We start from the raw sequence: 25324 nt of genomic DNA on the forward strand, positions 1-25324 counted from the left end.
GGATTGGGATGGGGCTCGGAGTCCGGCGCGGAGTGCGGCTCGGGCTTGGGTTCGCGCTCGCGCTCGGGCTCGGAGTCTGGCGCAGAATGCGGCTCGGGCTCGCGCATGGTCTCAGGCTCGTGTGAGTGCCGGTCCGCCGATGTGACCACAGCGCCCTCCGATCGCCGACGATTTTTCCTCGATCAGGGTGCCCTATTCCTTCGTTCGTGATCATGCGCCACACCGGTGCGGGGCGGGTTGCTTCGGCGCGTGCAGATTGATTAAATCAATTAGTCAATCTGGAGGTGATCGTGGACGAGGTCGCGGGACGCCGGCCGGGGCTGTCCGAACAGCTCGCCGAGTCGCTGCTCGCCCTGATCGCGGGCGAACGGCTCGCGCCGGGCGACGCGCTTCCGACGGTGCGGGCCTTGGCCGAGCGGTTAGACGTGACCGCGCCGACCATTCGGGAGGCGTTGCGGAGGTTGGAGGCGACCGATGCGGTGCGGCTTCGGCACGGGTCCGGCATCTACGTCGGGCCGGGCGTGCTGCGGACGCTGATGCCTAATCCGAATCCGATCCCCGTGGACGGCGCGCAGGTCCTCTTCCTCGTCGAGGCACGGTTGGCGATCGAGCCGGGGGTCGCGGCGCTGGCAGCCCGGCATCGGAGCGCGGAGCAGCTTGCGCGGCTTGAGGCGAGCGCGACTCCGGGTGCTGAAGCAGGAAGCGGGGCCGGGACCGCCCAGGGCTCGGAGCGCCGCAAGCGGGCCAACTTCCACCGGGAACTGGCCGGCGCGTGCGGCAACCCCGTCCTGTACGAAGTCGTCGACTCGCTGCTGGCGGCGCGCGCCGGCGAGCAGCGTGCGCTACGCCGGTTGGTGCCGGATCGGGCCCGGGACCTCGACCAGCATTGGGCGATCTTCGAGGCGGTCCGTGATCGGGACGCGGAGTTGGCGGAAGAGCTGACCAGGAGCCACCTGATCGAGCTGCGGGAGAACACCGCGGCCCAGGTGGCCGAGACGGACTGACTCACAGACGGACTGGCTGGCTGGCAGAAAAACAGACTGACCGATTTCCCTGTGGGAGGGATCATGCGGCGATTGGCCGCGTTCGGCACCGCATTGGCTTTGCTCGGCACCGTCGCAGGATGCGCATCACGGCACCAACGCTCGGCGACGGCCTCCGCTCCTGCCACGACCACCGCCACCGCCACCGCCACCGCCACGACCACCACACCAAGTTCTGCTGCGGCCTGCGCGGGTACAGCCGGCGCTTCCACCTCCCACACCATGAACGTCGCCAGCCACCCCCGCACCTTCATCGAGCATCTACCGTCGAATTTCGCCGCGAGCACGAAGTACGTCGCCATCATCGTCTTTCCCGGCCGCGGCGAATCCGCCGCCCAGATCGAGGGCTACTCGCAGCTCGACTCCACGAACACGATCGTCCTCTACGCCCAAGGCCTCGACGGCACCGACGGCGAGTCGACCTGGGAGGCCACCCCCTACGCGGGAGCATCAGCCCACGACTACGAATTCGCCGCGGACATGGTGAACTGGCTGGCCGGCGCACCGTGCGTGGACGCGAACCGCATCGGCCTGACCGGCAAGTCCGACGGCGCCGGCTTCGCCGCCTCCGCAGCCTGCGTGACCAGCGGAGTGGCAGCTGTCGCGACCGTCTCAGGGGCCTTCTACCAGGCCGACACCCGCTGCACCCCGACCGGCCGACCGCTCCCCGTCATGAACATGCACGGCGCCGAGGACCCGGTGATCCCCTACAACGGCAGCACAACCCGAGGCCTGTACTCGACCAACGCCTGGCTCGCCCTGTGGCAGCAGCGCGACAGCTGCACCGGCTCCAGCACCAACACACCCGTTGGCGCTGACGTTGTACGCAGCACCCTGACTTCGTGCACTGACGGCACCGAAGTCGTCAACTACGACATCGCCGACGGCGGCCACACCTGGCCCGGTGCCACCGTGACCAGCGGCCCCGGCGGCACCACACACACGATCGACGCCGCGCAACTGATCGCCGCCTTCTTCACCGACTCTCAGTCTCTCAGTGCTCGACTTCACTGAAGAACGCCAAGACCTGCGGGGTGGCCAGTTCGGCCGACGTGTTGTGGTCCACGTCGCCGACGTCCACCAGCTTGACCTGGACGCCGTGCGTGGCCAGCTGCGCCTGACACTGCTGCGCGTTGGCGAACGCGACGTCCTTGTCGCCGTCGGCGGCGTAGATCTGGGTCGGTACGTTCGGGTGCCAGTCGCACGAGATGTCGTTCTGCTTCATGGCGTTCAACAAGGCGCCTGAGGGGTGCTGAAGGCGCGCGATGTACTGCGGCGTCAGCAGCGCGGAGGGGCTGCCCGGTAGGGCCGAGAGGATGTCCTGCTCGCTGTGGTCGCCGTCGTAGAGGCCTTCGACGATTGAGGCGTAGGGCTGCTGGAAGACCTCGGCCGGGTTGTCGTAGAGGTGGTAGAGACGGTTCATCGCGACGGTCCAGTACGAGATATAGAGGACTTCGCTCTCCGGGTCGAGCGTGTTGTGCAGGAGCGCGGGGATCTCAGCGGTGCGCACGGCGTACGGCCCGCTCATCGGCGCGACCGCCCCGAGGCGCCAGTACCCGCCGGCCTGGCCCTGCTGGAGCGCGTGCGCGAAGCCCATCGCCGCCGCGCCGCCCTGCGAGAAGCCGGTGACCAGGACCCGCGGGTTCAGCCGCGCGTCGTGCTGTCCGGCCAGGTCGCGGCTCGCGGTGAGCATGTCCTGCGACGCGGTGACCTCCGAGGCCAGGTCCATGTACGGATGGTCCCCCGGACCTGTGCCCAGCCCCAGGTAGTCCGGGGCGACGCCGGCGTATCCGGCCGAGGCGAACAGTTCGACGGCCTCGCGGTCGCCGTCGCCCGCGGTGACCGAGGCGACGGCGTCGCGGGTCGGGTTGGTGCCGTGGTCGTAGGAGATCACGTTCAGCTGGCTTCCGGCGCCGGTGGGCAGCACGACCAGCCCGCTGGCGGTCGTCGGCCGGCCGTGCGGATCGATCGTGCTGTAGGTGATCCGGTAATCGGTGACGGCGTAGTGGACCCGCTTGGTGTCACCGAAGAACGGGACGACCGCGGCCTGCACCTGGGCCGGGGACAGCGCCGCGACCTCCGTGACCGACAGCAGCCGACCGCGTTCCTGGTGGTGCCGGCCGAGTTCCACGGCGCCGGGGCCGGACCCCGCGGACGCGGCGCTGGCCACGCCGGCCGACGTGGCGGTCAGGAGCAACGCGCCGACCGCGCCGAGCGCTACGGACTTCGAACGCTTCGAACGCATCATGACTCTCTTCATGCCTCAAAGTCTGCGCGGCGCGATGCGCTCGCACGATGGCCCTACATGGCGTATGTGGGGTGTATGTAGTGCCACTGTCCGGGTGTATCTAATGACACCTAATAGATACCCGGAAGATCAGGAGAGCCACGACGTGATCGAAGAGGCCGACGCCATCGCCGCCCACTACGGCTTGGAGCCGCTTCCGGCCGAGGGCGGACGTTTCCGCCAGACCTGGGCCGGGCCGCGGGACGCGAGCGGGAGGCCGCAGGGGACGGCGATCCTGATGCTGCTGACGTCCGAGCCCGGAGACTTCTCGGCGATGCATCGGCTGCCGATCGACGAGGTCTGGCACTTCTATCGTGGCGACCTGCTGGATCTGCTGTTGTTGCATCCGGATGGACACGCCGAGGTGCGGCACCTGGGAGACGGGCAGCTGGTGCAGACCGTGGTGCCGGCCGGATGCTGGATGGGTGCGCGGGTCACGCCTGGCGGGGACTGGTCGCTGTTCGGGACGACTATGGCTCCCGGGTTCATGCCGGCTGATTTCGAGGGCGGCGATGCTGATGAGTTGGCCCGGCGCTACCCGCGGGAGGCAGAGCTGATCAGGGCACTGTCTCGGGCTGATGCTCCGACCCGCATGCCCGAGGATCTGCACGGCCCCGGAAACCGACGCGGCGACACCGGCGACGGGCCGGCGGCGACATCATCTTGAGCAGCCGCGGCGGGGGCGAACTTCCCGCGTCGACCAGGACGGTCCGCTCCCCGCTCCGCTACGGGACGACCTTCATCCCGGCGCGGACGGGGGCGAACAGGCTGCTACGCATCGTCCCCGTAGTACGCCTGGGCGACGGCGTAGGTGTCCTCATACAGGTGGTAGCGCGTGATCCGGCCGTCCTGAACCGTGGTGTGCAGGGCGAACGCGGTGTCGATGTCCCGGCCGGTCTTCTTCACCTCGGAAAGCATGCGGCCGAACAGCACCACGTCATCGCCGTCGGCGACGACCTGACGCAGATCGAACTCCTTGGCCTGGACGTGCGTTCCCAGCAGCTCGAAGAACGTCTGCATGCCGCGCGCCGAGTCGACCTCCGGCACCCAAGGGATGCCGGGCGGGTGCGGGATGGAGAAGGAGACCGAGTCGGCGAACAGGGCCGCGGCTTCCTCGGCTTTTCCGGCCGCCAGGAGCGGGAACAGGCGTTGGACTGTCTGCGCGGGAGACTCAGAAGCCATGCGGCGATGCTACTGGCATCACCCGATTCCCGCCGCCGTGACGTCTGCGGCCCCTGCGGCATCGGTATCCGCGCCATCGACATCCGCGGCATCGGTATCCGCGGCATCGGTATCCGCGGCATCTGCGAGGTCCAGGGGCACGGGATCGTGCCCCGCCCAGATATCGCGAGACCGGGCTTCCGGATACGGCGAGGTCACCGACGCGATATCCACGACGCGAGTCAGCTGCCGCCCGGGCTCGGGCTCGTGGGCGGGCCAGCCGGGGTCGCCGGAGGTGGCGAAGCGGGCCCATCCCTGTCGGAGTTCGCGAGACACGGCCACAATCTCGGGCCCCGGTTGGTCGCCGAAGAGCTGGCGACCAGAAGGGCTGTCCAACGTGCCGAACGCCAGCGGCACGTCAAGGCTGTGGCAGGCGCCCAGAATCCCGCCGGCGGCCGGGGCCGTCAGTTGTAGCTCGAACAGGAACGATGTGCCTCCGGCGGCTTGGTTCGCCTGGGCCAGTCGCAGTGAGGGCATCCGGAAGAGGGCGTCGGAGTACACGATCTCAACCAGTTCTTCAGCGGTGGCATGGGGATACGCGGCGCGGTAGGCGTCGGCTCCTGCCCCCTCCGGCGCGAACAGGTCCAGGGCCAGACGAGCGTCGTCCTCGGTGAAGGTGCCCAGCCGGCCCATCATGACGCTGAACAGCCGGAATTCGTCGCGGGTGTGGCCGACGATCAGCTCGATGCCTTCTGCGCGGCCGCCGGCCAAAACCCGCCAAGGCGTTTCGGTGAGCAGCACGCCATCGAGCACCGGGCACACCGCGACACCGAGTTGCGACAGTCGACCCCAGCTCTGGCGGCGGCCGGGGAGCTCGGCGCCGAGGGCGGCGAGTTCGCCGGCCAGACGCCGGGGGTCGATGCGGGACAGGGCTTCGGCGTCGGGTGCCGCCCCGACCCGGTTCGCGAGCGCCGCGGCGACGTCCTTCGCCAGCGCGGGGGTGGCCAGCAGGCCCGGTACCGAGTGTGCGATGGCCCGGTGGAACAGTCCGCGCGCCTGCTTCATCGCCAGCAGGGCCGCGATCGATCCCGCGCCGGCAGACTGGCCTGCCACCGTCACCCGGTCGGGGTCTCCGCCGAACGCGGCGATGTTGCGCCGCACCCACTCCAGGGCCGCGATCTGGTCGAGGAATCCGCGGTTGGCCGGGGCGCCGTCGAGCTGGATGAAGCCCTCGGCGGCCATCCGGTAGTTGATGCTGACAACGACCAGGCCCGCGCCGGTCAGGGCTGCGGGGTCGTACATCGGATCGCTGGAAGCGCCGGCGATGTAGGCGCCGCCGTGAATCCACACCAGGACGGGCAGACCGACTGCCCCGATTGCCGGCGTACTGACGTTGAGCGTGAGCCAGTCGTCCCCGGCCGAACTCTCGGCCGTCGGCCCCGCCTGCGGAACCACGGGACCGAACTCGACCGCCTGCCTCGTTCCGTTCCACGCCTCCATCGGCACGGGTGCCTGGAAGCGCAGCGGCCCGACGGGAGGCTGGGCGTACGGGATACCACGGAACACCGCGTGATCCCCGTGCCAGCGCCCTTCGACGAGGCCTTCCGCTGTCCGTGCCCTGGGTTGTTCGGACATGCCCACACCTTCCTCCACACTGTCGTGAACCGGCTTCCAGCTTTTATCGGTCAGCTGTAATATGTCAAGCGTATGGAAAAGGAGGGCCGGCGATGCCCAAGCAGGTGGACCACCGCGAGCGCCGCGAGACCATCGCCCGAGCGCTGTGGCGGGTCGTGGAACAGCGCGGCATCGCGCACGCCAGCGTCCGCGAGGTGGCCCAGGAGGCGGGCATCTCGCACGGCGCGGTGCAGCACTACTTCGCCACGCGGGAGGAGATGCTGGTCTTCGCCATGGACTTCGCGTCCGAGCAGACCGCGCGGCGGGTCGCTGACAGCCTGCGCGCGTTCGGCGACCCGGCCCACCCGTCCGACCCGCCGCACCCGCGCGACCTGCTGCGCGTGATGCTCACGGAGATGCTCCCGCTGCACCCGGACGCCCGCGCGACCAGCCGGATGAGCGCCGCCTACGTCCTGGAGGCGCTGCACGACGCGAACATCCACACCCGCGCCCGCGACGGGCTGAAGCACGGCCGCGGGCTCGTGGAGCAGATCGTCCGGCAGGCGATCGCGGACGGCCGGATCGGCACCGACCGCGACCCGGCCACGGAGACCAACCTGCTGCTGGCGCTCACCGGGTTGACGCCGCTCATCGAGCTGGGCGTGATCGAGCCCGAGGCCGCCCTGGCCGCGGTCGACCAGCATCTTGAGCGGTTGTTCAGCGGCGAGGCCTGAGCGGTATTCGCTCCCCCGGACGCGTCACCGGTCAGGTCGCGAAGACCTGCTCATCGTCGGCAAAGGCCTTGAATTCCAGGGCGTTGCCGGCCGGATCGAGCAGGAACATGGTCCACTGCTCGCCGGGCTGCCCTTCGAAGCGGACGTAGGGCTCGATGACGAACGCGGTGTCGGCGGCACGCAGGCGAGTGGCCAGGTCGTGGAAGGCGGCGACGGTCAGGATCAGCCCGAAGTGCGGGACCGGGACGTCGTGGCCGTCGACCGGGTTGTGGATCCGGGTGGTGCGGGCCGGGGCGTGGTGCGTGACGAGTTGGTGACCGTGCAGGTTCCAGTCGATCCAGGTGTCGGTGCTGCGGCCGGTGGGCAGCCCCAGGACCTGGCCATAGAAGCGGCGGGCGGCGTCCAGGTCGTCGACGGGGATCGCCAGGTGGAAGCGCGGGATCGGTGATTCGAGCGTTGACATAGTCGGGTTTCCCTTTCTAAGCGCAAAGTTCGAAGTGAGTCGTACCCAAGGCACGCGGGACCCTGCATCCTCCAAATGTCAGACATTCGGCTATCATAGAGATCATGGACGAGATCAAACCGCCCCAGCGCGTGGCCAGCCTGGCATCGCAGCTGGTGGACAGCCTGCGAGCACTGATCGAGAGCGGCGAGTGGCCGGTCGGGACGCGCATCCCGCCCGAACAGGTCCTCGTCGAGCAGTTGGGCGTCGGCCGCTCCACCCTGCGCGAGGCGCTGGGGGCGCTGTCGCACCTGGGCCTGCTGGAAGCGCGGGTCGGCGACGGGACCTACGTGCGCGCCTCAAGCGAGCTCCAGTCGGTGATGGTGCGGCGGGCCAGCGCCGGACGACGGGCCGAAGTGCTCGAACTGCGGGCCGTCCTAGAGGAGTACGCCTCCGGGATCGCGGCGCTCCGGCGCAGCGAGGACGACGTCCGGCAGCTGCGGGAGCTCTCGGACTTCATGGCGAAGGTGAGCACCCCCGAGGACATGGCCGCGCTGGCCGGAGCGGACGGCACCTTCCACCGCACCGTGGTCCAGGCCAGCCGGAACAGCCTGCTCATCGAGGTCTACGACTACCTCGGCACCGCCCTGGCCTCGGCGCTCGGCGGCCTTCCGTGGTCCGACACCGCCGCCGCGGAGCACGCCGAGCAACACGGCCGCCTCGTCGACGCCATCGAGGCCCGCGACGAGGACGGAGCACGACGCGTCGCCGCGACGATCGTCGGCCTCACCCGGAACCACGCCGCCGAGCCCGAGCCCGAGCCCGGGCCTGGACACGGCGCCAAGCACGCAAGCCGGAAAGCCAAAGGCCAGTAGCCAGTAGCCAGTAAGGGGAGGCAGAACAATGGACACGGAACTCTCAACCACGACCGGGACATCCCCGGCCACTACTACCACCGCCACTACCACCACCGACCCCGACCACGCCGGACAGCACGACAGCCACGGTCCGGGCCATCCCGCCCGCCGCGCGGTGTCGCCGGCCCTGCTGATCGGCATCGTCCTCGTCGCGGGGAACCTGCGCACCCCGCTCACCGGCGTCGGTGCGCTGCTGCCGACGATCCAGCACGGCAGCGGCCTGACCGAGGGCTGGAGCGGCCTGCTCACCACGCTGCCGCTGCTCACGTTCGCGGTGACCTCGCCCCTGGTGGCCCGCGCCTCGCACCGCTTCGGCACGGCGCGGCTGCTGGTCGCGGCCCTCGCCGCACTGATCGTCGGCACCGTCGTGCGGTCATTGCCCTCGCTGGCCTGCCTGTTCATCGGCACCGTCATCCTGTCGGCGGCGATCGCGTTCGGGAACGTCGTCCTGCCGGCACTGATCCGACGAAGCGTGCCGCCACAACGGATCCACTCGATCAGCGCCCTGTATGTCACGGTCATGGGCCTGACCGCCGCGGTCTCCTCCGGCATCTCGCTGCCGCTGGCCCACGTCCTGCCGGGATCCTGGCGCACCTCGCTCGCCTGGGGCGTCGTGTTCACGATCGTGGCGCTCGCCGTGTGGCTGCCACGGATCCGGAATGACAAGCACGAAGCAACCGCCGGAGCGACCCGAAGCCCGATCCCGTGGAAGTCCCGGGTGGCCTGGCAGGTCACGTTCTTCATGGGCCTGCAATCCCTGGGTTTCTACACGGCCGTCGCCTGGCTGCCGAGCATCCTGGCCCGCCACGGCCTGTCCGGCACGGCAGCGGGCTGGGTGCTGTTCTACTACCAACTCGTCGCCCTGATCGCCAGCAGCCTGCTGCCCTTCCTCACCCGCGGCCGCGCCGACCAGCGATGGATCGCGCTCGGCAGCTCCCTCATCGTCGCCTCCGGCTTCGCCCTCCTCGCCGCCGCACCGTCGGCCTACCTGGTGGCCTGCACGCTGCTGGGCCTCGGCGGCGGCACCACCCTGGTACTCGCACTGACCTTCCAGAGCCAACGCGCCCGCAGCGCCGGAGACGCGGCGGCACTAGCGGGCATGGCACAGTCGATCGGCTACCTCATCGCCGCGACCGGCCCCCTACTGCTCGGCGTCCTCCACCACGGCGGCCAGGGCTGGACCCTGCCGCTCTCGCTGCTGGTGGTGGTGAGCGTCGTCATGGCCGGCGCCGGGTATGGGGCGGGGCGCGATCGGCTGGCGCACCACTGAGAGCAGCACCGCTGAGAGAGCACCACTGAGAGCATTCTCACGCCGCGGTATCGCATTCACCCGCCCTGCCTGGATGCATCAGGCGGCGGATACCAGGACACTGTTGGGTTGTGGCTAGGTCAAAGCGTTCGGGCGCGAGCTCCGGCTCCGGCTCGGGCTCGGGCTCCGGCGTCGAGAGAGTGAGCGGCCTCGGCGCGGCGTGGTACCGCTCGGTCAAGACGGCCTCGCGGTCCGGGATGCGGGTCGAGCGGGCGTTCAACGATCCCGCGGCCGCGCTGCGCTCCGGGCTCGGGGTGGCGATCGCGCTGTTCGGCGCGCTGGCCTGGCTTGGTCCGACCCACGCGGTGCTGCCCGCACTAGGCGCGCAGCTGACCGGCATGACGAACGTGCTGCCCGGATATCGGCGCGGACCCGGGCTGACCGTCGCGACCGCGCTCGGGCTGTTCGCCAGTGCGTTCGTGGGCAACGCGGTGGCCCCCTGGCCGGCACTGTTCGTCCTGGTGCTCGCGGTGTGGGCGTTCGGGGCCGCGATGTTCTGGGCGTTGGGGACCGCGCAGGGGATCGCCGCGGCGATGACCGTGCCGGTGATGCTCACGATCGTGCGCGCGCCCCGCGATGTCGCCGACGCCGTGCAGTTCGCGCTGCTCATCGGGGCCGGCGGGGCCGTACAAGTCGCGCTGGCGCTGGCCTGGCCGGACCGTTCCTGGAACGCGCAGCGGGCCGCGCTGGCCGACGCGTGCGCCTCGGTGGCCGACTACGCGCGCCGGCTCAGCCGCGGCCGGGACGCGGTCTTCGACCCGAACGCGCTGGCCCAGGCGCGGGCCGCCGCCACGCTCACCCCGCGCCAGGCGCGGCGCCGGCCGTCGGAGCTGTCGGGCATCCGGGTCCTGATGGACGAGGTGCGGGCCGTCCTGCTCGCACTCGCCGACGCCGGCAAGGCGATGCCCGACGCCGAACGCGCACAGGTCCGGGACCTGCTCGACGCCGCGGCCGGCGTCCTGGACACCGCGGCCCGCTCCATCCGCACCGGGGCCGTCGTGCCGCCGTCGACCGCGCTGCTCACGGCGATGGAGCAGGCGGCGCGCAACAGCTTGGTCGGGGAGTCGGCCGGGGACGCCGCCGAGAAGCTGATCGACCTGCTCAGTCAGGTTGACGCGGTCCTGCGGGAGACCGAGGAAAGCGAGGATGCGGAGCGGGAAGGGCAAGCAACAAACAACAACCGCAACCGCTCCGGCATCCTCCACCGCCCAGACCTCCGCCAGCGCCTGGCCCAAGCCCGCCGCACCGTCCGGCACGAACTCCGCCGCGACTCCCCGATCCTGCGTCACGCGCTGCGGGTAGCCGTGGTGGTCGCGGTGACCGACGGAATCAGCAAGCTGCTGAACGTGCAGCACGGCTACTGGGCCGCGCTGACCGTCATGATGGTCATGCGGCCGGACTTCTCCCAGACCTTCAGCCGCGGCGTGGCCCGCTTCGCCGGCACCCTGGTCGGCGTCGCCCTGGCCTCCACCGTCGTACTGCTCTCCCACCCCGACCCGTGGGTGGCCGCGGCGCTGGCCGCCGCCTGCACCGGCGCGCTCTACCTGGTGATGCAGTCCGGCTACCTGGTCGCCAGCACCCTGATCACCGCCTACATCGTCTTCCTGCTCTCCATGGACGGACTCGCCCTGGCCAGCACCGTGCGCGAGCGCGTCGCGCTGACGCTGCTCGGCGGGCTGATCATCTTCAGCTCCTACGCGCTGTGGCCGTCCTGGCAGACCGTCACCCTCGCCGGCCGCCTGGCCGACCTGATCGAGGCCACCGGCAGGTACGCCGCGTCCACGATCGAGGCGGTCGCCGAGCCGGGACCGGCACGCCGCAGACGGGCCCGCGAAGCGCTGCTGGACTCGCGCGACGCCTACCTGGCGCTGGAGTCGGCGGCACTGGCGGCCGCGCAGGAACCGGTCCGCGACCGCGGGCCCAGCCGCGAAGGCCTCACCCGCGCCCACCGCGCCCTGGCCCGCCTGTTCGAGGCAGCCGTCATCGTGCAGGCGCACCAACCGCCCGGCGACGAACCACCCCGGCCCGCCGGCTCGGTATTCGCCCACACGCTGCGCGACGCGCTCCTGGCCACCGCCACGCAGGTCCGTCACGGCCAGACGGTCACCACGACGGACTTCGACGGCGCGGCGGCGACGTGGAAGGGCGCGAACGACGGCACGTCGGCGGCGATTCTGCGGGACGCTTCACGCCTGGCCGCCGAGGCCACCCGGCTACAGGAGTTGTTGACCGCGCTCGACACGGCGCCTCCGGCTGCCACTACTCCCCCGGCTCAGAATCGGGCGACCCAGCACGAGCCGCCAATGCCATAGTTGGCGCCATGCTGACCCGGCTACGCCGTCGCTCGTCCGTCATCGCCATCGCGGTCACCGTAGTGCTGGTGCTGGTCGCGGTCGGCGTCGGCAACGTCGTGATCAAGCACGTCGCCGAGGGGCGGATAGCGCGCTTGGCGGGCTGTCAGTTGAGCGCCGGCGGGCCCGTCGGCGACTCGCTGCCCGGGACGTTCGCCGGGCTCGGGGCGGTGTTCGGCGACGTGGGCGACGTGCACGTCTGGGCCGACGGCGTCCAGCGCGACGGCGTCACGGCGCACGTCGACGCGGTCCTGCACGACGTCACCACGGGCGGGTCGACCAGCGGCGGCACGGCCGTCGCCTCCGCCCCCTACAGCGCCATGACGCAGCAGCTGGTGCAGATGTCCGGGCTGACCGATCCGTCGATGGCGCCCGACGGCGCCGGGCTGGTCATCACCGGCAGCCGGTCCGGGATCCCGGTCACCGTCCACACCTCGATCAGCAGCAGCGCGGACGGGTTCACCATCACGCCCACGACGGTCGTGGTCTTCGGCAAGGAGATGTCGGTGGCGTCGCTACGGTCGCTGCTGTTGGTCAAGGACCTGGCCCGGCAGCTGGACCCGAAGGTGTTCGCGCTGCCCGGCCTGCCCGACGGCGCGGCCCTCACGGCGGTGCGGCCCGGCCCGTCCGGGCTGAGTCTGGACTTCTCGATCCCGAAGAGGGGCGCGAGCAAAGCCGAGACCACGTGCCACGCGGCGGCCGGATAAGCGGAAATCCGGTAACCGCTAGCCGATAGCCGATAGCCGATTGCCTCTAGCCTCCGATCGTCGGCAGGGCGGGCAGCACCTTCCCAACCCTGACCGGAAGCGCGGCGAGCGCCCGCTGCCGGTGACCCGACCGCCAGACCAGCTCTTCCGGGGCCGCCGCCAAAGACAGCTCGGGCAGCCTGTTCAACAACGTCCACAGCGCAATGCGCACCTCAAGCCGGGCAAGGGGCGCACCCAAGCAGTAGTGCACGCCGTGGCCGAACGTGACGTGCCCGGCGCCCGGAGCGGCGCCCGAGTCCGCAGCAACCGGCAAGTCCCGATTCGCCGAACTGACCGACAGCAACACGGTGTCCCCGGCCGGAATCACGACACCGTCGTCAAGCGCGACGTCCTCGGTCGGGAAGCGGCGGATCGCAGTCGTCCCAGGCTGGTCCCGCCGCAGCACCTCCTCAACCAGCGCGGTCATGCCCGGCGTGTGCGGATCCGGCTCCGCGCGCACCGCGTCCGCGGCGGCCGGGTCCGCGAGCAGCCGGGCGGCCGCCGCGCTGATCACGTGCACCGAGTTCTCGTAGCCCGCGAACAGGATCAGGAACGCCAGCGAGAGCAGTTCCTCCTCGGACAGCCGGTCGGCCCCGTCCCGGGCCGCGATCATCGCCGAGAGCAGGTCGTCGGCGGGGGCGTCCCGCTTGGCCGCGAGCAACCCGACGAGGAGCCCGATGATGCCGCGGAGCGTTCCGGCCATCGCCGTCGGCGGGTACTCGCCCGGGGCGAGGAGTACCTGGGTGTGCCCGCGCAGTGTCGCGCCCTGCTCTTCGGGCACGCCGAGCAGGTCGCAGATCACTGCGATGGGCAGCGGTGCGGCGTAGGCGGCGACGAGGTCCGCCGTGCCGGGGTCGGTGCCGGGGTCGGTGCCGGGGTCGGAGTCGGAGTCGGAGTCGGAGTCGGTGGCGGCCGCCTCAGGATCCTGATCCTTTGAGCCCTCGCCCGCCAACGCGTCGACCAGCGCATCCGCCCGCGCCTGGATCCGCCCGCGAAGCCCCTCCACCCGCCGCGCGGTGAACGCCGACGACACCAGGCGCCGCAACCGCGCATGGTCCTCGCCGTCCAGGTTCAGCAGGTTCGCCTCCAGCGCGGGCGGCAGGCCGAAGCCCTCGTACCCGGCCAGCGAGGCCTTCTTGTTCAGGGCCAGCCGCGGGTCGGCGAGCAGGTTCTTCACGTCGTCGTAGCGGCTGACGACCCAGATCCGCTCGCCGCCCGCGAGCCGCGTGCAGTGCACACCACCGGGTTCGGCGTGCAGCCGTGCGGCCACCGCCTCGTGGTCGGCGCCCAGAACGGGGTTGAGCGCCCGGGCGATGTCCGCGTCTTTGACAGTCACCCGACCAGCCTAGTAGATCATCGAACCCTGATTCCCTGACTCCCGGTCCATGTTGCACAGTGCCGTACGGACTGGCCAGGCTGGCCCTATGAACGACGAACAATCATCACACGATGCCCTGGAGCGGGTGCCCGCCGCGGACGTCTTGGTCTCGCACGCCGACCGGGACGAGGTCGTGGAGATCATCCGCGACGCGGCAGCCGAGGGCCGGCTGACCCCCGAAGAGCTCGACCACCGGGTGGAGGCGGCGCTGGTCGCGCGGACCCTGCGCGACTTGGCCGCGCTGACCAGGGATCTGCCGGAGCAGCCGCGGCGCGCGGAGCTGGCGGTCCCGGCCAAGGACGTGGTGAGAATCGAGAAGCGCATCGGCAGGGTCGAGTGGAACGGGACCTGGGTGGTCCCGCGCCGGATGGAGATCAAGCTGACGGTCGGCAACGCCAAGCTCGACTTCACCGACGCCGCGTATGCCCACGACCGGCTGGTGATCGACGTCGACCTCGGCATCGGCGGTGATCTGCTGCTGATCACCCGGCCCGGCATCGTGGTGACGGCCGACGACGTGATCGTCCGGATGGGCGAGTTGAAGGTCCGCCCGCCGCAGCAGGACCCGAACCACCCGGTGGAGCTGCGGATCGAGGTGACCGGCCGGTTGCGCGGCGGCGACCTCGTCGTGCGCTACCCCCGCAAATTGCGCTGACGGCGCGCCGGATTCGCGGCGCCGCCCGTTCGGCAATGGCCACCCGACAGCGGCCGTCCGACTTGACGCATACCCATAAGGGAATATGATCGTGCCCATGGCACGAGCAGCGACGACGTCGGACGTCTTCAACGCCATCGCCGAGCCGCAGCGCCGGGACATATTGGTCCTGCTGCGGACCGGTGAGCGGCCGGTGACCGAGTTGGCCAGGGAGCTGGGGATGACCCAGCCCGGCGCTTCCAAACACCTGCGGGTGCTCCGGGAGGTCGGGCTGGTGCGGGACCGCAAGGCGGGCAAGCAACGCCTCTACGGCCTCGACGCCCGCGGGCTGCGGCCGGTCCACGAGTGGGCCGGCGGGTTCGAGCAGTTCTGGAACGAGAGCTTCGACCGGCTGGACGCATACGTGCAGGAGCTCAAGCAAGCACGGCAGGAGGAGTAGCTGATGAGCGCGACGGGACGAGGAACGCCGGCGCAGTCTGCCGCGACGGGGCCGCAAACCCCGGCGTCGTCCGCGACGGCCGACCGCGAGATCGTGATCTCCCGGGTCATCAGCGCCCCACGAGAGCTGGTCTTCGAGGCGTTCACCCAGGTGCGACACCTGTCCCGGTGGTGGGGACCGGACGGATTCACCACCACCACGCGGACCTTCGAGTTCCGCGTCGGCGGGGCGTGGGACTTCGTGATGCACGGACCGGACGGGACGGACTACCAGGAGTGGATCTCCTGGACCGAGATCGCCGCACCGGAGCGGATCGCGCTGCGGCACGGCGAGTCCCGGGACGACCCGAACGCCTTCGAGTCCGTCCTCACCTTCGCCTCCGACGGCGCGGCCACCCGGATCGAGATGCAGACGCTGTTCCCCACCAAGGAACTGCGCGACGAGGCCGTGGAGAAGTACCACGCCGTCGAAGGCGGCCGGCAGACCCTGGACAACCTGGCCGAATACATCGCCGAGATCGTTCGCGAAGAGCGCAAGGAACACAAGGAACACAAGGAAGGTGGGAACTGATGGCCGGGAAGGTGTTCTTCAGCGTGTCGATGTCGCTGGACGGGTTCATCGCGCCGGAGGAGCGCGAGGACGACCCGGATCAGCAGCGCTGGACGGCGCAGTGGATGGAACTCCAGCAGTGGATCTTCCCGCTGCGCTTCTTCCGGGAGAACCTGAAGCTCGGCGAGGGCGGCGAAGAAGGGCGCGACAACGACATCGCGCGCGAGACGTACGAGCGGACCGGCGCGAGCGTGATGGGTAAGCGCATGTTCGAGCTCGGCGAGAAGGCGTGGCCGCCGGAGGCGCCGTTCCACACTCCGGTCTTCGTCGTGACGCACGAGAAGCGCGACTCCTGGGAGCGGCCCGGCGGTACCGTCTTCCACTTTGTGAACGACGGTATCGAGTCCGCGCTCGACCAGGCCCGAGCCGCCGCCGGCGACCGGGACGTGCGCATCGCAGGCGGCGGTACGGCGATCCTGGAGTACGTGAACGCCGGCCTGGTCGACGAGTTCACGCTCGCGCTGGCCCCGGTGCTGTTCGGCTCGGGGACCAGCCTGTTCGCGGGCGTGGACGCCGGCCGCGTGGCCCTGGAGCAGGTCCGCGCGGAGCCGACGCAGCGAGTGACCCACCTGACCTACGGAGTCCACAAGCGATGACCGCATTGTGATGACCGCATTGTTTTGAGATGGATTGAGAACCACCAGTGCACTATTGGAGTTCCGCTGACTGTCGGGCCGTCGTTGGTTCCGCGAGTATCGGGGCTCTGTCGAACAGCGGCTCATACAGCGCCGAGCGCGGGTCGTAGAGTCCAGCCCGGTGGTAGTACACGTTGGTGACCACTTGGAGCAAGATGAAGAGCACTCCCCACTGGACGCCGTTGAGCGCGGGCACCTGGTTGACCGGCAACGTGTAGGCCATGGCGAAGCGCACCACGGCGTCGGCGATGGTGGCCGTGCCCCAGATCACCGCGGCCACCCGCCAGATCCTGCGGAATCCGGGCAGCCGTTCCCACAGCACGTCCCAGGACTCGCCGTGCGGACCGACCCGGCCTTCCAGGAGCGCGCGGGCGAACATGAACACCACCGGCCGCTCCGACCGCGCGGTGATCAGCAGCCAGGCTCCGGCGAACGCGGTCAGGTAGCCGTCCTTGGCCAGCAGGAACCTCGGCGAGCCGGAGATCAGCGAGGCCAGGGCCGAGAGCACCGTGATGGACACCATGAACAGGCTGAGCCCGTCCAACTTCCTTGAGCGGACCACCTGGTAGACCGAGGTGAGGCCGGGCAGCACGGCGGAGAGCAACAGCGCCAGGAAGGTGCTCAGGCCCAGGCCGTGCAGCAGGTAGTACATGCCGATCGGCGCGCCGACGTCCCACACGAGGGCGAGCGCGGCTCTCCCCCGGCTGGTGGGTGCCGCTTCCTGTGCGCTCATGTCTGTGCTCCCTTTACAGGTTCGGTCCTTCGGCCGTTGAGTCCTTCGGCCGTTGAGTCCTTCGGCCGTTTAGCCCTTCGATCGTTGAGTCCTTCGGCCGTTGAGCCCTTCGACCCTTCAGTCCTTGCGGGTGGCCAGGTCGAAAAGGGTGCACAACTCGGCCGTGCACACCTCCAGGTCCAGTTCCGGATACGTCTCCAGCAGCATCGGGACGCCGTCCACACTGCGTTGCACGCTGGCCGCGACCACCCGCGGATCGAAGTCGCGGAACTCGCCGGTCTCCTGACCCCGGCGCAGGATCCGCTCGACCGGATCGAGCACCACCAGCTCGGACGTCTCCGGGTCGTAGTCCAGGGCCCCGGCCAGGAAGATGCCCAGCAGGGCCTTCATCTGGACCCGGTGCTCGGCGATGAACTCCAGGTAGCCCTGGATGTAGCCGAGCAGCAGCTCCCGGCCGCCGGTGAGCCCGGCCATCCGGACCGCCATGAACTGGCCGACCTCGGCATAGACCTCGGTGACCACCGCCTCCATCAGCTCGCTCTTGCCGGCGAAGTGGTAGGAGATCAGCCGGGTGCTGGACAGGCCGGCCCGCTCGGCGATGCGGGCGAACGAAGCCTGCGGGTAGCCGAGGTCAGCGATGGTCTCGATGGTCGCGGCCACGATCTGCGCCCGGCGGGCGGTGGCCGTGAACGATCGGTCTGTCTCGCCGTCGTTTACTCGCATGAGTAAAGATTACATCACCCGAGTAAATCCGGCACCCGAGTAAATCCGGCATCAACTCATCGGCTGCTGCGCTGGACGGGTACAGCGGCTGATACGCGGGCAGCTGTTGTGGAAATGAAAGGACAAGGCATGAGGCTGTTCCGCAAGAAGAACCCCGAGACCGCGCCGGCAGGGCGCCCAGCGACAGAACAACCCGCCGCCAAGCAGACCGAGATCGGGATCCTGTTCGACATCGACGCACTCGGCGGCGGGTTCTACGGCCCGAAGGCGTACCAGGTCCTCTTCCAGACCCTGGACCCACAGCGCCTGAAGCGCTGCTCCTTCCACGACGGCGACACCAACGCGACGATCTTCCAGGGCGCGCGCCTCTACTGCATCGCCATCCGCTCCCCCGCCCCAAACACCATCGACTACGTTCGCGAACTGATCGGCGCCCGCACCGACCCGGGCCTACTGGCCCCGAGCGAGCGCTTCGTCGACGGCGACGTCACGGAGTGGGAACCGCTCGTACCCGCCGGTTTCGTCAACGAGGCGGCGCAGCTGGTCGTCAAGGAGAACGACATGATCCACCCCTCGGTGGCGGAGGGGACCGCGTGGCGGGTCGTGATCGGTTAGGGGGCGGTCCTCGCCCTATCTTGATTGCGTGACCGCCAGCCAGCCGTTCTCCGAGCCGATCTCTGAGCCGTTCTCCGAGCCGATCGAGATGGTGCCACATCTGTCCGGATGCCCATATGCGGCGTACGCGCGGCTGCGGGAGGCCGGTGGCGTCCACCAGGCGGTCAAGCCCAGCGGCGGGCAGGTCTGGGTGATCAGCCGCCACGCCGATGTCAAGGCATTGTTCTCCGACCCGCGGATGTCCATCGAAGCGCGCAACTCCCGTCACGGCTACCAGGGCTTCGGCCTGCCACCGGCTCTCGACGAGCACCTGATGAACGTGGACGACCAGGCGCACGCAAGGCTTCGTCGCCTGGTCTCCTCCGCATTCACCCCGCGCCGCGTCGAAGCCCAGCGCGAGCGCGTCCAAGCGGCCGTCGACCGCCTCATCGGCACGATCGCCCCGAACGGCCACGCCGACCTGGTCGCCGAACTCGCCGCCCCGACTCCCGTGGTCGTCATCTGCGGCCTGCTCGGGATCCCGGAGTCGGACGGCGCCGCCTTCCAGGCCTACACCCGCTCGCTGATGACGCCGAACGATCCGAATCGGCCCGCCACCGGCGACCTCGTCGCCGGCCTGCACACCTGCCTGGTGGACCTGATCGAGCGCAAGCGCGCCGAGCCGGCCGAGGACCTGCTCACCGCGATGATCACCGCCCGCGACGGGGACGACCGGCTGTCCGAGAACGAGCTGACCTCGCTGGCCTTCCTCATCCTGTGGGCCGGCTTCGAGACCACGGTGCACCTGATCGCCAACGGCATCGCCACGCTGCTCAGCGAACCGCGGCTCGCCGACCTCGTCCGCGAGGAGCCTGATCCGCACACGCCGCGCATGGCCGCCCTCGTCGAGGAACTGCTGCGGCGGGACGGGCCCATGCTCACCGCGATCCGACGCTTCCCCCTCGAAGACCTCCGCATCGGTGAGCAAGTGGTGCCCGCGGGCGAGACCGTCCTGCTGGCGATCGGCTCAGCCAACCGCGACCCGCGGTACATCACCGACCCCGACGACGTCGACCCCGACCGCGCCGCCAGCGGCCACCTCGGTTTCGGCCCCGACCGCGCCGCCAGCAGCCACCTCGGCTTCGGCCACGGCCCGCACTACTGCCTCGGCGCCTCACTCGCGCGCATGGAGGTGCGGACCGCTTTGTGGACCGCGATTCACCGGCTGCCGAACCTCACGCTCGCCATCCCCGAGCAGGACCTGCCCTGGAAACTCGACCACCGCCAGCACGCCCTGACCGCGTTGCCCGTCACGTTCACGACAGAGGCTGCTTGAACCCACCGCGGGCAGTCTTCCGGTCCGGACCATGCCCTTTCTACGGCCGGGGCAAGTTCTACGGCCGGGGCAAGACAGCCAACGCCGTTTCCGCGATGGTGCGCAGCGAATCAGGGCTGGTGTCCGCCTTGCCCAGGGCTTCGATGCCACGCAACACGGCCAGCAGGAGTCCGGCGAGTCGGGCCGGGTCGGCGTCCGGGTCGATGTCGCCCGCCCGCTGCGCTCCGGCAACGCAGGAGGCGATCAGTTCGTCGATGGCCGCGAAAGTCCGGCGGGCCGTGGCCACGACGGCCGGATCCTGCCCCGAGAGCTCGGCGGTGCCCTTGGCGAGCAGGCAGCCGCGCAGGGACACGTCTGAGGCGGTGGCGTCCGCAACCGCCAATACGTGTGCGCGCAGCCGCTCAAACGCGCTGGCATCGGGGCCGTCCAGGGCCCGGCGCACGCCTTCGACCAGCCCGGCGCAGTGGACGTCGAAGGCGCGCAGGAACAGGTGGCGCTTGTCGCCGAAGGCGCCGTAGAGGCTGCCCTTGCCCAGGCCGGTGGCCGCCGCGATGTCGTCCACCCTGGCCGCCGCGTAGCCGGTCGCCCAGAACTGGTCCGTGGCGACGCGCAAAACCTCGTCTTCGTCAAAGCTCCGGGGGCGCGCCATGGCTCCACGATACAAGTTCTTGACCATCCAGTCCAGAATGGGCTACGTTCTGGACTAGACAGTCAAGAACAACGAGAGGATCGGCATCATGAGCCCCATGGACGGAAAGACAGCCCTGGTCACCGGAGCCTCCGTCGGCATCGGACGGGCGATCGCCAAGCGCTTCGCCGACGACGGCGCCCGCGTCTACATCACCGGCCGGCGCACGGACGAACTCGAGGCCGCGGCGAAGGACATCGGCCCCAACGCGGTCCCCGTGCCCTCAGACGTCTCGCTCGCCGCCGACCTCGATCGCGTCATGGACGTCATCCGCGGCGACGGACGGCAGCTCGACGTCGTGGTGGCCAACGCCGGGCTGGGCGACGGAGCCCGCCTCACCGACGTCACCGAGGAGCAGTTCGACCACGTCTTCGGCGTGAACACCAAGGGCAGCCTGCTAACCGTGCAGAAGGCCCTGCCCCTGCTCGCAGAGACGGCCTCGGTGATCCTGCTGGGCTCCACCACCATCCACCAAGGCGCCGACCGCATGGGCGTCTACGCCGCGTCCAAGGCCGCCGTCCGCAGCCTCGGGCGCACCTGGGCCGCCGAACTGGCCCCGCGCGGCGTACGGGTCAACGTCATCACCCCCGGCCCCATCGCCACCCCCGCGATCGAAGGCCTGGCCGACAAGTTCGGCGTGAGCACCGAAGACTTGCACGGCGCACTGGCCGCGCAAACCGCACTGCGACGCATGGGCCGCCCCGAAGAGGTCGCGGCGCTGGCCGCCTTCCTCGCCGGACCGGAGAGCTCCTTCATCACCGGCGCCGAGCACTTCGTCGACGGCGGACAGGCCCAGATCTGACCCGGTTCCGATAGCTTGAGATTGACGGCGGTCGGGTTGGACACGGCCCGGGCGAGGAGAAGGATGTGGAGTGAGGACGTGGAGTGAGGACGAAGCTCGCGGCACGTGACCAACTCGCCGCGGTCCTCTCCAGGGAGTTCGGCGAGCCGCCGTTCGCCGTCGTCGAGCAGGCCGATCCGACGCTGCTCGACGTCGAGGTCGACGGCGTGGGGCGTTTGAAGTACCCGGTGACGGCGGCGCAGGCACGCAAGCTGTGCGCCTTGGGCGCTCCGGCACGCTACGGACGCGGCGAGCAGACGCTCACCGACGCGTCGGTCCGAGACACCTGGGAGGTGCCGCGGGCCGCGGTCCACCTGTCATGGTCGCCGCGGTTCGACAAGGTGCTGGACGGGATGCGCGAGGAACTGGGGCTGCCGGTCTCGGCGACACTCCGGGCGGAGCTGCATTCGCTGCTGGTCTACGGGCCGGGCCAGTTCTTCCTGCCGCATCAAGACTCTGAGAAGCACGACGCGATGGTCGGCACGCTGGCCGTGACGCTGCCATCCCGGCACAGCGGCGGCGAGCTCGTCATCACGCAGGGCGGGCGGAGCCAGACCTGCTCCGGCTCGGCGTCCCGGCTGGCGCTCTGCGCGTTCTACGCAGACTGCCGCCACGAGGTGCGGCCGGTGAAGTCCGGATACCGGATCGCCGTCACGTTCAACCTGCTGCTGGACGGCGGCGCGCCGCGGGCGTCGGGCGCCGACCTGGTGAACGAGGCGGCACGGCTTCTGGACGGCCACTTCGCGACCCGGTCCTCGGCGCACTCGTGGGGGAAGGCCGCGGCGCACAAGCGGTTGGTGTACCTGCTGGATCACGAGTACACCGAGCGGGGCCTGAACTGGAACCGGCTCAAGGGCGGGGACGCCGACCGGGCGGCACTGCTGCGGACGGCGGCCGAACAGGCCGGCTGCCGGATCATGCTGGCGGTCACCAAGATCCAGGAGACCTGGGACGTCGAGCCGGAGGGATCCGACTACGAAGGATGGGACGACGAAGACGAAGACTGGGAAGACGGCGAGGACGCGGACGGCGATGCCGACGGTGACGACAACGACAACCATGAGCTCAACGATCTGATCGAGCGCACCACGACGCTGTCCTGCTGGATCGACCCGGAGACCGGGAGGGCCGAGTCGATCAGCCTCGAACTGAGCGAGGACGAGGTCTGTTCCAGGACCTCGACCGCCGACTTCGCCCCGTATGAGCAGCAGTACGAGGGCTACATGGGCAACTACGGCAACACCCTGGACCGCTGGTATCGGCGTGCGGCGGTAGTGGTGTTCCCGGACAGCCTGGCCTTCGCCAATCGGGCCGAGGCCGCCCCGGCCTGGGCGATGCGGCAGGTAGCCGAGCGGGCGCGGTCTGGGGACGTCGCCGGCGCCCGCGCCGACGCCGCTTCGCTCGAATCGTTCTGGACCGCGACGGTGAGCCCGGGCCCCCGCGCCGGCGTCCTCGGCCCGGCGCTGAAAGCCGCGCACGCCGTGGAAGATCCGGCGGTCGCGGCCATGCTGCTGGCCGCGTTCCGGTCCGAGGACCTGCTCGCCAAGCACGCGACACCGTTGAGTCGCCTTGCGAAACGCTACGGCGGCGCCTGGCTGGGCGGGATCCTGGGCACTTGGTCCGTCGGCGGCCAACACGATGTCTACGGCCACGCGCCCGAGAGCCGTGACTGGTATTCAGCGCTGCCGGCGTTGTGCACGGGCTTGACGGCTTCCGGCCGCGACGGCGCCGTCGCGGCCGGGGCGCTGCTGCGAGCAGCGTGGCAGCGGCTGGTGGCGACCGCCGCACTGCGACTCGAATCATCTCCTCCCAGCCGCCGCGCCGCCGGCCTGGAAGAAATCGGCGCGCCGTTGGCCGCGGTGATCGCCGCCGCGGCCGACCCGGCGGCGACCGCGATGGGCGACGTGATCGCGGCCCACCTGGCCGGGCTCGGCGACGAGGCGCTGCCCTGGCTGCTCTCGGGGCTCCGCTCATTCTCAACGGTGCACAGCGAGGCGTCAGGAGACCGGCTGCCGGCGGCCGTGGCGGCGAACTGCGGCCTCCGACTCACCAGGCGGCTGGCGCGGCCGACGCGCGCCGCGAACGACTGGTCGATCGCGCTGCCCGAAGGCTGCTCATGTCCGTTGTGCGAGGCCCTGACGGAGTTCCTCGCCGATCCGACGCTGCGGACCCGGGACTGGCCGCTGGCCGAGCAGAAGCGTCGACACGTCCACTCCCGCATCGACGCGGCCGAGCTTCCGGTCGACCACCAGACACGACGCGAGGGCCGCCCCTACACCCTGATGCTGGCGAAGAAGGACGCGTTGTTCAGTGGAGAGCGGGCACTGCGCGCCGAGGATGAGGCAGACCTGCGATGGATCATCACTGTCTGGCCCTCCGCAGCCACGGCCTCAGCCACCTGACATAGCGTGATGTAGCGCTTGGCAATAGCCGCCACCGGTACCATCTCAGCCGTGGCAGTTGAGAGGATGAACCGGGAGGACTTCTACGCACGTCTGGCCGCTTTGGACCAGGACGGCTTGAAGAAAGCCCTGTGGAACCTGTACTGGCGCGGTACGGCGCCGGTTCGGGAACGGATCGAGGAAGAGACCAGTCCGGCCCCGAAAGCCTCACGCGTCAAGTCTCGAGCCGAGGTCCGCGATCCAGTCGTAGTGCGCGGCGCAGTCGGCGACTTCGTCGCCCAGGTCCGCAGCGGGTCCTACATGGCCGGCGATCGGAGCGTGTCGCGCACGGAGCGTTCGAAGTGGCGGCTCACGTTCGGCGCTCTGGCCGCCGAGGCCCGGGCCGCGCTGGCCGCGCCCGACCCGAAACCGGCCGAGGAGGCTCTGGAGCTGCTCATCGGCCTGGCCCGCGCCATGAAGGACAGCGACTACGTCCACTCCGATGACCCGGTGGCCGCGGCACGGTTCGTCCTCTCCGACGCGGTCGCCGACTTGTGGACGTCGGTGTTGCGTCGCCGCGGCATCACCGAGTTCGCCGCCCAGGCAATGCCTCAGCTGGTCCGCTGGGAAAGCCAGTACGGGTGGACCCGCAGCGGCTACGGGGCGACCGCCGAGCGTGAGCGGCCGCTGGCCTCGATCGTCGCCGAGCTGCTACCGGATCCCGCCGCGTGGATCGCGTGTGTCGACGCCTACCTGGCCGAGTTGGACCATCTTGCCGAGTCCCCTCCCGGTCAGCGAATGGGCAGTCACGGCTACATCTCCGTCTCCGTCCGCCACGGCGATTTCGACCACGGCGCCTTCGACCGCGAGGAACGCGGCAACGACCTCGCGGCCTGGCACGAGCTGCTTCTCGAACGGCTACCCGACTACGACGCCGCCGATCGCTTGGCGCGCATCGCGGAGCACCCCGCGCTGGCCTCGACCCGCTCGGAAATCGTCGTCTTGAAGACCAGACTGGCGTTCGCCGATGGCGACGTCGAGCAGGCGCACACCCTGATCAACGCCGGGCTGCGGGAACTACCCGGGCATCAAGGATTCTTCAACCTGGCCACCGAGATCGGGGCTGAGCTGCCAGAGGCGGCTCGCCAAGTGTTCGCCCAGCGCGGAATCGCCGCCCCCTGACAGCGGCCATACAGTTCAACCACGCCCACGCATCCGGAAAGTCAGCACCAGAGCTTTCGTCCCGAGTACCAGGACCAGGGCCAGGACCTTGACCGGCCGGCCTCCCGCTCGGCCGGCCCGGTCCGAGGCGGCTTCGGCGCCCGTTCGGCCCAGCGCCCCGCGCGCCACCCTCGAACCCGAGCAGCGTCATGGCATGACTGTGATCATGAAACTCTCCCGCAAGCTCGCCTCCGTCGCCCTGACCGCCATCACCTTGGCTGTCCCGACGGCCACCGCGGCCCACGCCGGCTACGTAGACCCCCAGACCGGTCGCTGGACTCAGTAGCTACAACGCCTCGCGCCTTCGACGACGCTGCTTCGCGCCGCCACCCGACGCGAAGCGGCGTCTCCACGATATTCGCTACCTAAAGCGATGAACCCTGCACACATCGTGGCGCCCAGTCCCTCGAGAGAGCAGTGGCGCAAGTATCGGGTCGTCGTTTTGAGCCCCAGGTCCGCCCTTAGCCCAGGTGAGCAACTTGACTGA

General features: G+C 70.0%; 26 protein-coding genes. 18 read left to right on the forward strand and 8 right to left on the reverse strand.

Features of this window, described 5'->3' with window-relative positions:
• The first annotated feature begins 290 nt into the window (after positions 1-290).
• Together IZR01_RS20915 and IZR01_RS20920 are read left to right on the forward strand one after the other, a co-directional pair.
• On the forward strand, positions 291-1004 hold the full coding sequence (locus tag IZR01_RS20915; RefSeq protein WP_323747060.1) for a FadR/GntR family transcriptional regulator: 714 nt from the start codon (positions 291-293) through the stop codon (positions 1002-1004).
• Positions 1005-1067: 63 nt separating this feature from the next.
• Positions 1068-2057 carry a CE1 family esterase gene (locus IZR01_RS20920; protein ID WP_194924812.1) on the forward strand — a complete coding sequence of 330 codons (990 nt, stop codon included), beginning with the start codon at positions 1068-1070 and terminating at the stop codon, positions 2055-2057.
• Here IZR01_RS20920 and IZR01_RS20925 read toward each other — a convergent pair.
• Positions 2038-3303: an alpha/beta hydrolase family protein gene (locus tag IZR01_RS20925; protein WP_194924813.1), complete on the reverse strand. Its 1266-nt coding sequence runs from the start codon at positions 3301-3303 to the stop codon at positions 2038-2040. The genes IZR01_RS20920 and IZR01_RS20925 overlap by 20 nt on opposite strands.
• Before the next feature lie 91 nt (positions 3304-3394).
• Between IZR01_RS20925 and IZR01_RS20930 the strand changes: the two genes are divergently transcribed.
• The gene (locus IZR01_RS20930; RefSeq protein ID WP_194924814.1) at positions 3395-3997 is read left to right on the forward strand and encodes a cupin domain-containing protein; all 603 of its coding nucleotides are present in this window, start codon (positions 3395-3397) and stop codon (positions 3995-3997) included.
• Positions 3998-4101: 104 nt separating this feature from the next.
• Here the strand turns inward: IZR01_RS20930 and IZR01_RS20935 are convergent, their stop codons facing one another.
• Positions 4102-4512, reverse strand: a complete 411-nt coding sequence (locus IZR01_RS20935) for a nuclear transport factor 2 family protein (protein ID WP_194924815.1) — start codon at positions 4510-4512, stop codon at positions 4102-4104.
• An 18-nt stretch (positions 4513-4530) separates the two neighbouring features.
• Positions 4531-6126: a carboxylesterase/lipase family protein gene (locus IZR01_RS20940; protein ID WP_194924816.1), complete on the reverse strand. Its 1596-nt coding sequence runs from the start codon at positions 6124-6126 to the stop codon at positions 4531-4533.
• Positions 6127-6218: 92 nt separating this feature from the next.
• Between IZR01_RS20940 and IZR01_RS20945 the strand changes: the two genes are divergently transcribed.
• Entirely contained in the window at positions 6219-6839 is a 621-nt protein-coding gene (locus IZR01_RS20945; RefSeq protein WP_194893617.1) for a TetR/AcrR family transcriptional regulator, read from the forward strand.
• Between the two features lie 31 nt (positions 6840-6870).
• Here the strand turns inward: IZR01_RS20945 and IZR01_RS20950 are convergent, their stop codons facing one another.
• Complete coding sequence (locus IZR01_RS20950) at positions 6871-7302, reverse strand: VOC family protein (RefSeq protein WP_194924817.1); 432 nt, start codon at positions 7300-7302, stop codon at positions 6871-6873.
• 104 nt (positions 7303-7406) lie between these two features.
• On the opposite strand from IZR01_RS20950, the gene IZR01_RS20955 reads away from it, so the two are divergent.
• The 4 genes from IZR01_RS20955 to IZR01_RS20970 all read left to right on the forward strand — a co-directional run bounded on the left by IZR01_RS20955 (position 7407) and on the right by IZR01_RS20970 (position 12565).
• Positions 7407-8156, forward strand: a complete 750-nt coding sequence (locus IZR01_RS20955) for a FadR/GntR family transcriptional regulator (RefSeq protein WP_194924818.1) — start codon at positions 7407-7409, stop codon at positions 8154-8156.
• Between the two features lie 28 nt (positions 8157-8184).
• Positions 8185-9468 carry a CynX/NimT family MFS transporter gene (locus tag IZR01_RS20960; protein ID WP_194924819.1) on the forward strand — a complete coding sequence of 428 codons (1284 nt, stop codon included), beginning with the start codon at positions 8185-8187 and terminating at the stop codon, positions 9466-9468.
• A gap of 110 nt (positions 9469-9578) precedes the next feature.
• Entirely contained in the window at positions 9579-11819 is a 2241-nt protein-coding gene (locus tag IZR01_RS20965) for an FUSC family protein (protein WP_194924820.1), read from the forward strand.
• 8 nt (positions 11820-11827) lie between these two features.
• A complete protein-coding gene (locus IZR01_RS20970) occupies positions 11828-12565 on the forward strand; it encodes a hypothetical protein (protein WP_194893622.1) in 738 nt (245 codons plus the stop codon).
• 46 nt (positions 12566-12611) lie between these two features.
• Here IZR01_RS20970 and IZR01_RS53365 read toward each other — a convergent pair whose 3' ends face one another.
• Positions 12612-13940 carry a cytochrome P450 family protein gene (locus tag IZR01_RS53365; protein WP_323746269.1) on the reverse strand — a complete coding sequence of 443 codons (1329 nt, stop codon included), beginning with the start codon at positions 13938-13940 and terminating at the stop codon, positions 12612-12614.
• 88 nt (positions 13941-14028) lie between these two features.
• Between IZR01_RS53365 and IZR01_RS20980 the strand changes: the two genes are divergently transcribed.
• The 4 genes from IZR01_RS20980 to IZR01_RS20995 all read left to right on the forward strand — a co-directional run bounded on the left by IZR01_RS20980 (position 14029) and on the right by IZR01_RS20995 (position 16281).
• On the forward strand, positions 14029-14637 hold the full coding sequence (locus tag IZR01_RS20980; RefSeq protein ID WP_194893623.1) for a DUF1707 SHOCT-like domain-containing protein: 609 nt from the start codon (positions 14029-14031) through the stop codon (positions 14635-14637).
• 97 nt (positions 14638-14734) lie between these two features.
• Positions 14735-15076, forward strand: coding sequence for an ArsR/SmtB family transcription factor (locus IZR01_RS20985; RefSeq protein WP_194893624.1), 342 nt, complete (start codon positions 14735-14737; stop codon positions 15074-15076).
• 3 nt (positions 15077-15079) lie between these two features.
• Complete coding sequence (locus IZR01_RS20990) at positions 15080-15646, forward strand: SRPBCC domain-containing protein (RefSeq protein ID WP_194893625.1); 567 nt, start codon at positions 15080-15082, stop codon at positions 15644-15646.
• Complete coding sequence (locus tag IZR01_RS20995; RefSeq protein WP_194893626.1) at positions 15646-16281, forward strand: dihydrofolate reductase family protein; 636 nt, start codon at positions 15646-15648, stop codon at positions 16279-16281. Before IZR01_RS20990 ends, IZR01_RS20995 begins: the two co-directional genes overlap by 1 nt.
• Before the next feature lie 52 nt (positions 16282-16333).
• On the opposite strand, the gene IZR01_RS21000 is transcribed toward IZR01_RS20995, so the two are convergent.
• A complete protein-coding gene (locus tag IZR01_RS21000) occupies positions 16334-17053 on the reverse strand; it encodes a VC0807 family protein (RefSeq protein WP_194893627.1) in 720 nt (239 codons plus the stop codon).
• Between the two features lie 117 nt (positions 17054-17170).
• Positions 17171-17776, reverse strand: coding sequence for a TetR/AcrR family transcriptional regulator (locus IZR01_RS21005; RefSeq protein WP_228554407.1), 606 nt, complete (start codon positions 17774-17776; stop codon positions 17171-17173).
• 129 nt (positions 17777-17905) lie between these two features.
• On the opposite strand from IZR01_RS21005, the gene IZR01_RS21010 reads away from it, so the two are divergent.
• Entirely contained in the window at positions 17906-18391 is a 486-nt protein-coding gene (locus IZR01_RS21010) for a hypothetical protein (protein ID WP_194924821.1), read from the forward strand.
• Positions 18392-18419: 28 nt separating this feature from the next.
• Positions 18420-19706: a cytochrome P450 family protein gene (locus tag IZR01_RS53370; RefSeq protein WP_323747062.1), complete on the forward strand. Its 1287-nt coding sequence runs from the start codon at positions 18420-18422 to the stop codon at positions 19704-19706.
• A gap of 58 nt (positions 19707-19764) precedes the next feature.
• Here the strand turns inward: IZR01_RS53370 and IZR01_RS21020 are convergent, their stop codons facing one another.
• Positions 19765-20355: a TetR/AcrR family transcriptional regulator gene (locus IZR01_RS21020; RefSeq protein ID WP_194893629.1), complete on the reverse strand. Its 591-nt coding sequence runs from the start codon at positions 20353-20355 to the stop codon at positions 19765-19767.
• An 88-nt stretch (positions 20356-20443) separates the two neighbouring features.
• Between IZR01_RS21020 and IZR01_RS21025 the strand changes: the two genes are divergently transcribed.
• From IZR01_RS21025 to IZR01_RS52440, 4 genes are all read left to right on the forward strand, one after another.
• Positions 20444-21196, forward strand: coding sequence for an SDR family NAD(P)-dependent oxidoreductase (locus IZR01_RS21025; protein ID WP_194893630.1), 753 nt, complete (start codon positions 20444-20446; stop codon positions 21194-21196).
• Positions 21197-21279: 83 nt separating this feature from the next.
• On the forward strand, positions 21280-23637 hold the full coding sequence (locus IZR01_RS21030) for a 2OG-Fe(II) oxygenase (RefSeq protein WP_194924822.1): 2358 nt from the start codon (positions 21280-21282) through the stop codon (positions 23635-23637).
• A 51-nt stretch (positions 23638-23688) separates the two neighbouring features.
• The gene (locus IZR01_RS21035) at positions 23689-24798 is read left to right on the forward strand and encodes a hypothetical protein (protein WP_194924823.1); all 1110 of its coding nucleotides are present in this window, start codon (positions 23689-23691) and stop codon (positions 24796-24798) included.
• Positions 24799-24991: 193 nt separating this feature from the next.
• The gene (locus tag IZR01_RS52440; protein WP_267254857.1) at positions 24992-25123 is read left to right on the forward strand and encodes a hypothetical protein; all 132 of its coding nucleotides are present in this window, start codon (positions 24992-24994) and stop codon (positions 25121-25123) included.
• Positions 25124-25324: the final 201 nt, after the last annotated feature.

Origin of the sequence: Catenulispora pinisilvae, assembly GCF_015356865.1 — a bacterium.
Classification (GTDB): Bacteria; Actinomycetota; Actinomycetes; order Streptomycetales; family Catenulisporaceae; genus Catenulispora; species Catenulispora pinisilvae.

What these genes read in the sequence shown, in the direction of transcription:
- IZR01_RS20925 (WP_194924813.1), bottom strand. Translation starts at nt 3,303, where the DNA reads ATGAAGAGAGTCATGATGCGTTCGAAGCGTTCGAAGTCCGTAGCGCTC.
- IZR01_RS21025 (WP_194893630.1), top strand. Translation starts at nt 20,444, where the DNA reads ATGAGCCCCATGGACGGAAAGACAGCCCTGGTCACCGGAGCCTCCGTC.
- IZR01_RS21020 (WP_194893629.1), bottom strand. Translation starts at nt 20,355, where the DNA reads ATGGCGCGCCCCCGGAGCTTTGACGAAGACGAGGTTTTGCGCGTCGCC.
- IZR01_RS20985 (WP_194893624.1), top strand. Translation starts at nt 14,735, where the DNA reads ATGGCACGAGCAGCGACGACGTCGGACGTCTTCAACGCCATCGCCGAG.
- IZR01_RS20990 (WP_194893625.1), top strand. Translation starts at nt 15,080, where the DNA reads ATGAGCGCGACGGGACGAGGAACGCCGGCGCAGTCTGCCGCGACGGGG.
- IZR01_RS21000 (WP_194893627.1), bottom strand. Translation starts at nt 17,053, where the DNA reads ATGAGCGCACAGGAAGCGGCACCCACCAGCCGGGGGAGAGCCGCGCTC.
- IZR01_RS21005 (WP_228554407.1), bottom strand. Translation starts at nt 17,776, where the DNA reads ATGCGAGTAAACGACGGCGAGACAGACCGATCGTTCACGGCCACCGCC.
- IZR01_RS20950 (WP_194924817.1), bottom strand. Translation starts at nt 7,302, where the DNA reads ATGTCAACGCTCGAATCACCGATCCCGCGCTTCCACCTGGCGATCCCC.
- IZR01_RS20970 (WP_194893622.1), top strand. Translation starts at nt 11,828, where the DNA reads ATGCTGACCCGGCTACGCCGTCGCTCGTCCGTCATCGCCATCGCGGTC.
- IZR01_RS20940 (WP_194924816.1), bottom strand. Translation starts at nt 6,126, where the DNA reads ATGTCCGAACAACCCAGGGCACGGACAGCGGAAGGCCTCGTCGAAGGG.
- IZR01_RS20930 (WP_194924814.1), top strand. Translation starts at nt 3,395, where the DNA reads ATGACACCTAATAGATACCCGGAAGATCAGGAGAGCCACGACGTGATC.
- IZR01_RS20980 (WP_194893623.1), top strand. Translation starts at nt 14,029, where the DNA reads ATGAACGACGAACAATCATCACACGATGCCCTGGAGCGGGTGCCCGCC.
- IZR01_RS20960 (WP_194924819.1), top strand. Translation starts at nt 8,185, where the DNA reads ATGGACACGGAACTCTCAACCACGACCGGGACATCCCCGGCCACTACT.
- IZR01_RS20995 (WP_194893626.1), top strand. Translation starts at nt 15,646, where the DNA reads ATGGCCGGGAAGGTGTTCTTCAGCGTGTCGATGTCGCTGGACGGGTTC.
- IZR01_RS21010 (WP_194924821.1), top strand. Translation starts at nt 17,906, where the DNA reads ATGAGGCTGTTCCGCAAGAAGAACCCCGAGACCGCGCCGGCAGGGCGC.
- IZR01_RS52440 (WP_267254857.1), top strand. Translation starts at nt 24,992, where the DNA reads ATGACTGTGATCATGAAACTCTCCCGCAAGCTCGCCTCCGTCGCCCTG.
- IZR01_RS20945 (WP_194893617.1), top strand. Translation starts at nt 6,219, where the DNA reads ATGCCCAAGCAGGTGGACCACCGCGAGCGCCGCGAGACCATCGCCCGA.
- IZR01_RS20935 (WP_194924815.1), bottom strand. Translation starts at nt 4,512, where the DNA reads ATGGCTTCTGAGTCTCCCGCGCAGACAGTCCAACGCCTGTTCCCGCTC.
- IZR01_RS20920 (WP_194924812.1), top strand. Translation starts at nt 1,068, where the DNA reads ATGCGGCGATTGGCCGCGTTCGGCACCGCATTGGCTTTGCTCGGCACC.
- IZR01_RS20955 (WP_194924818.1), top strand. Translation starts at nt 7,407, where the DNA reads ATGGACGAGATCAAACCGCCCCAGCGCGTGGCCAGCCTGGCATCGCAG.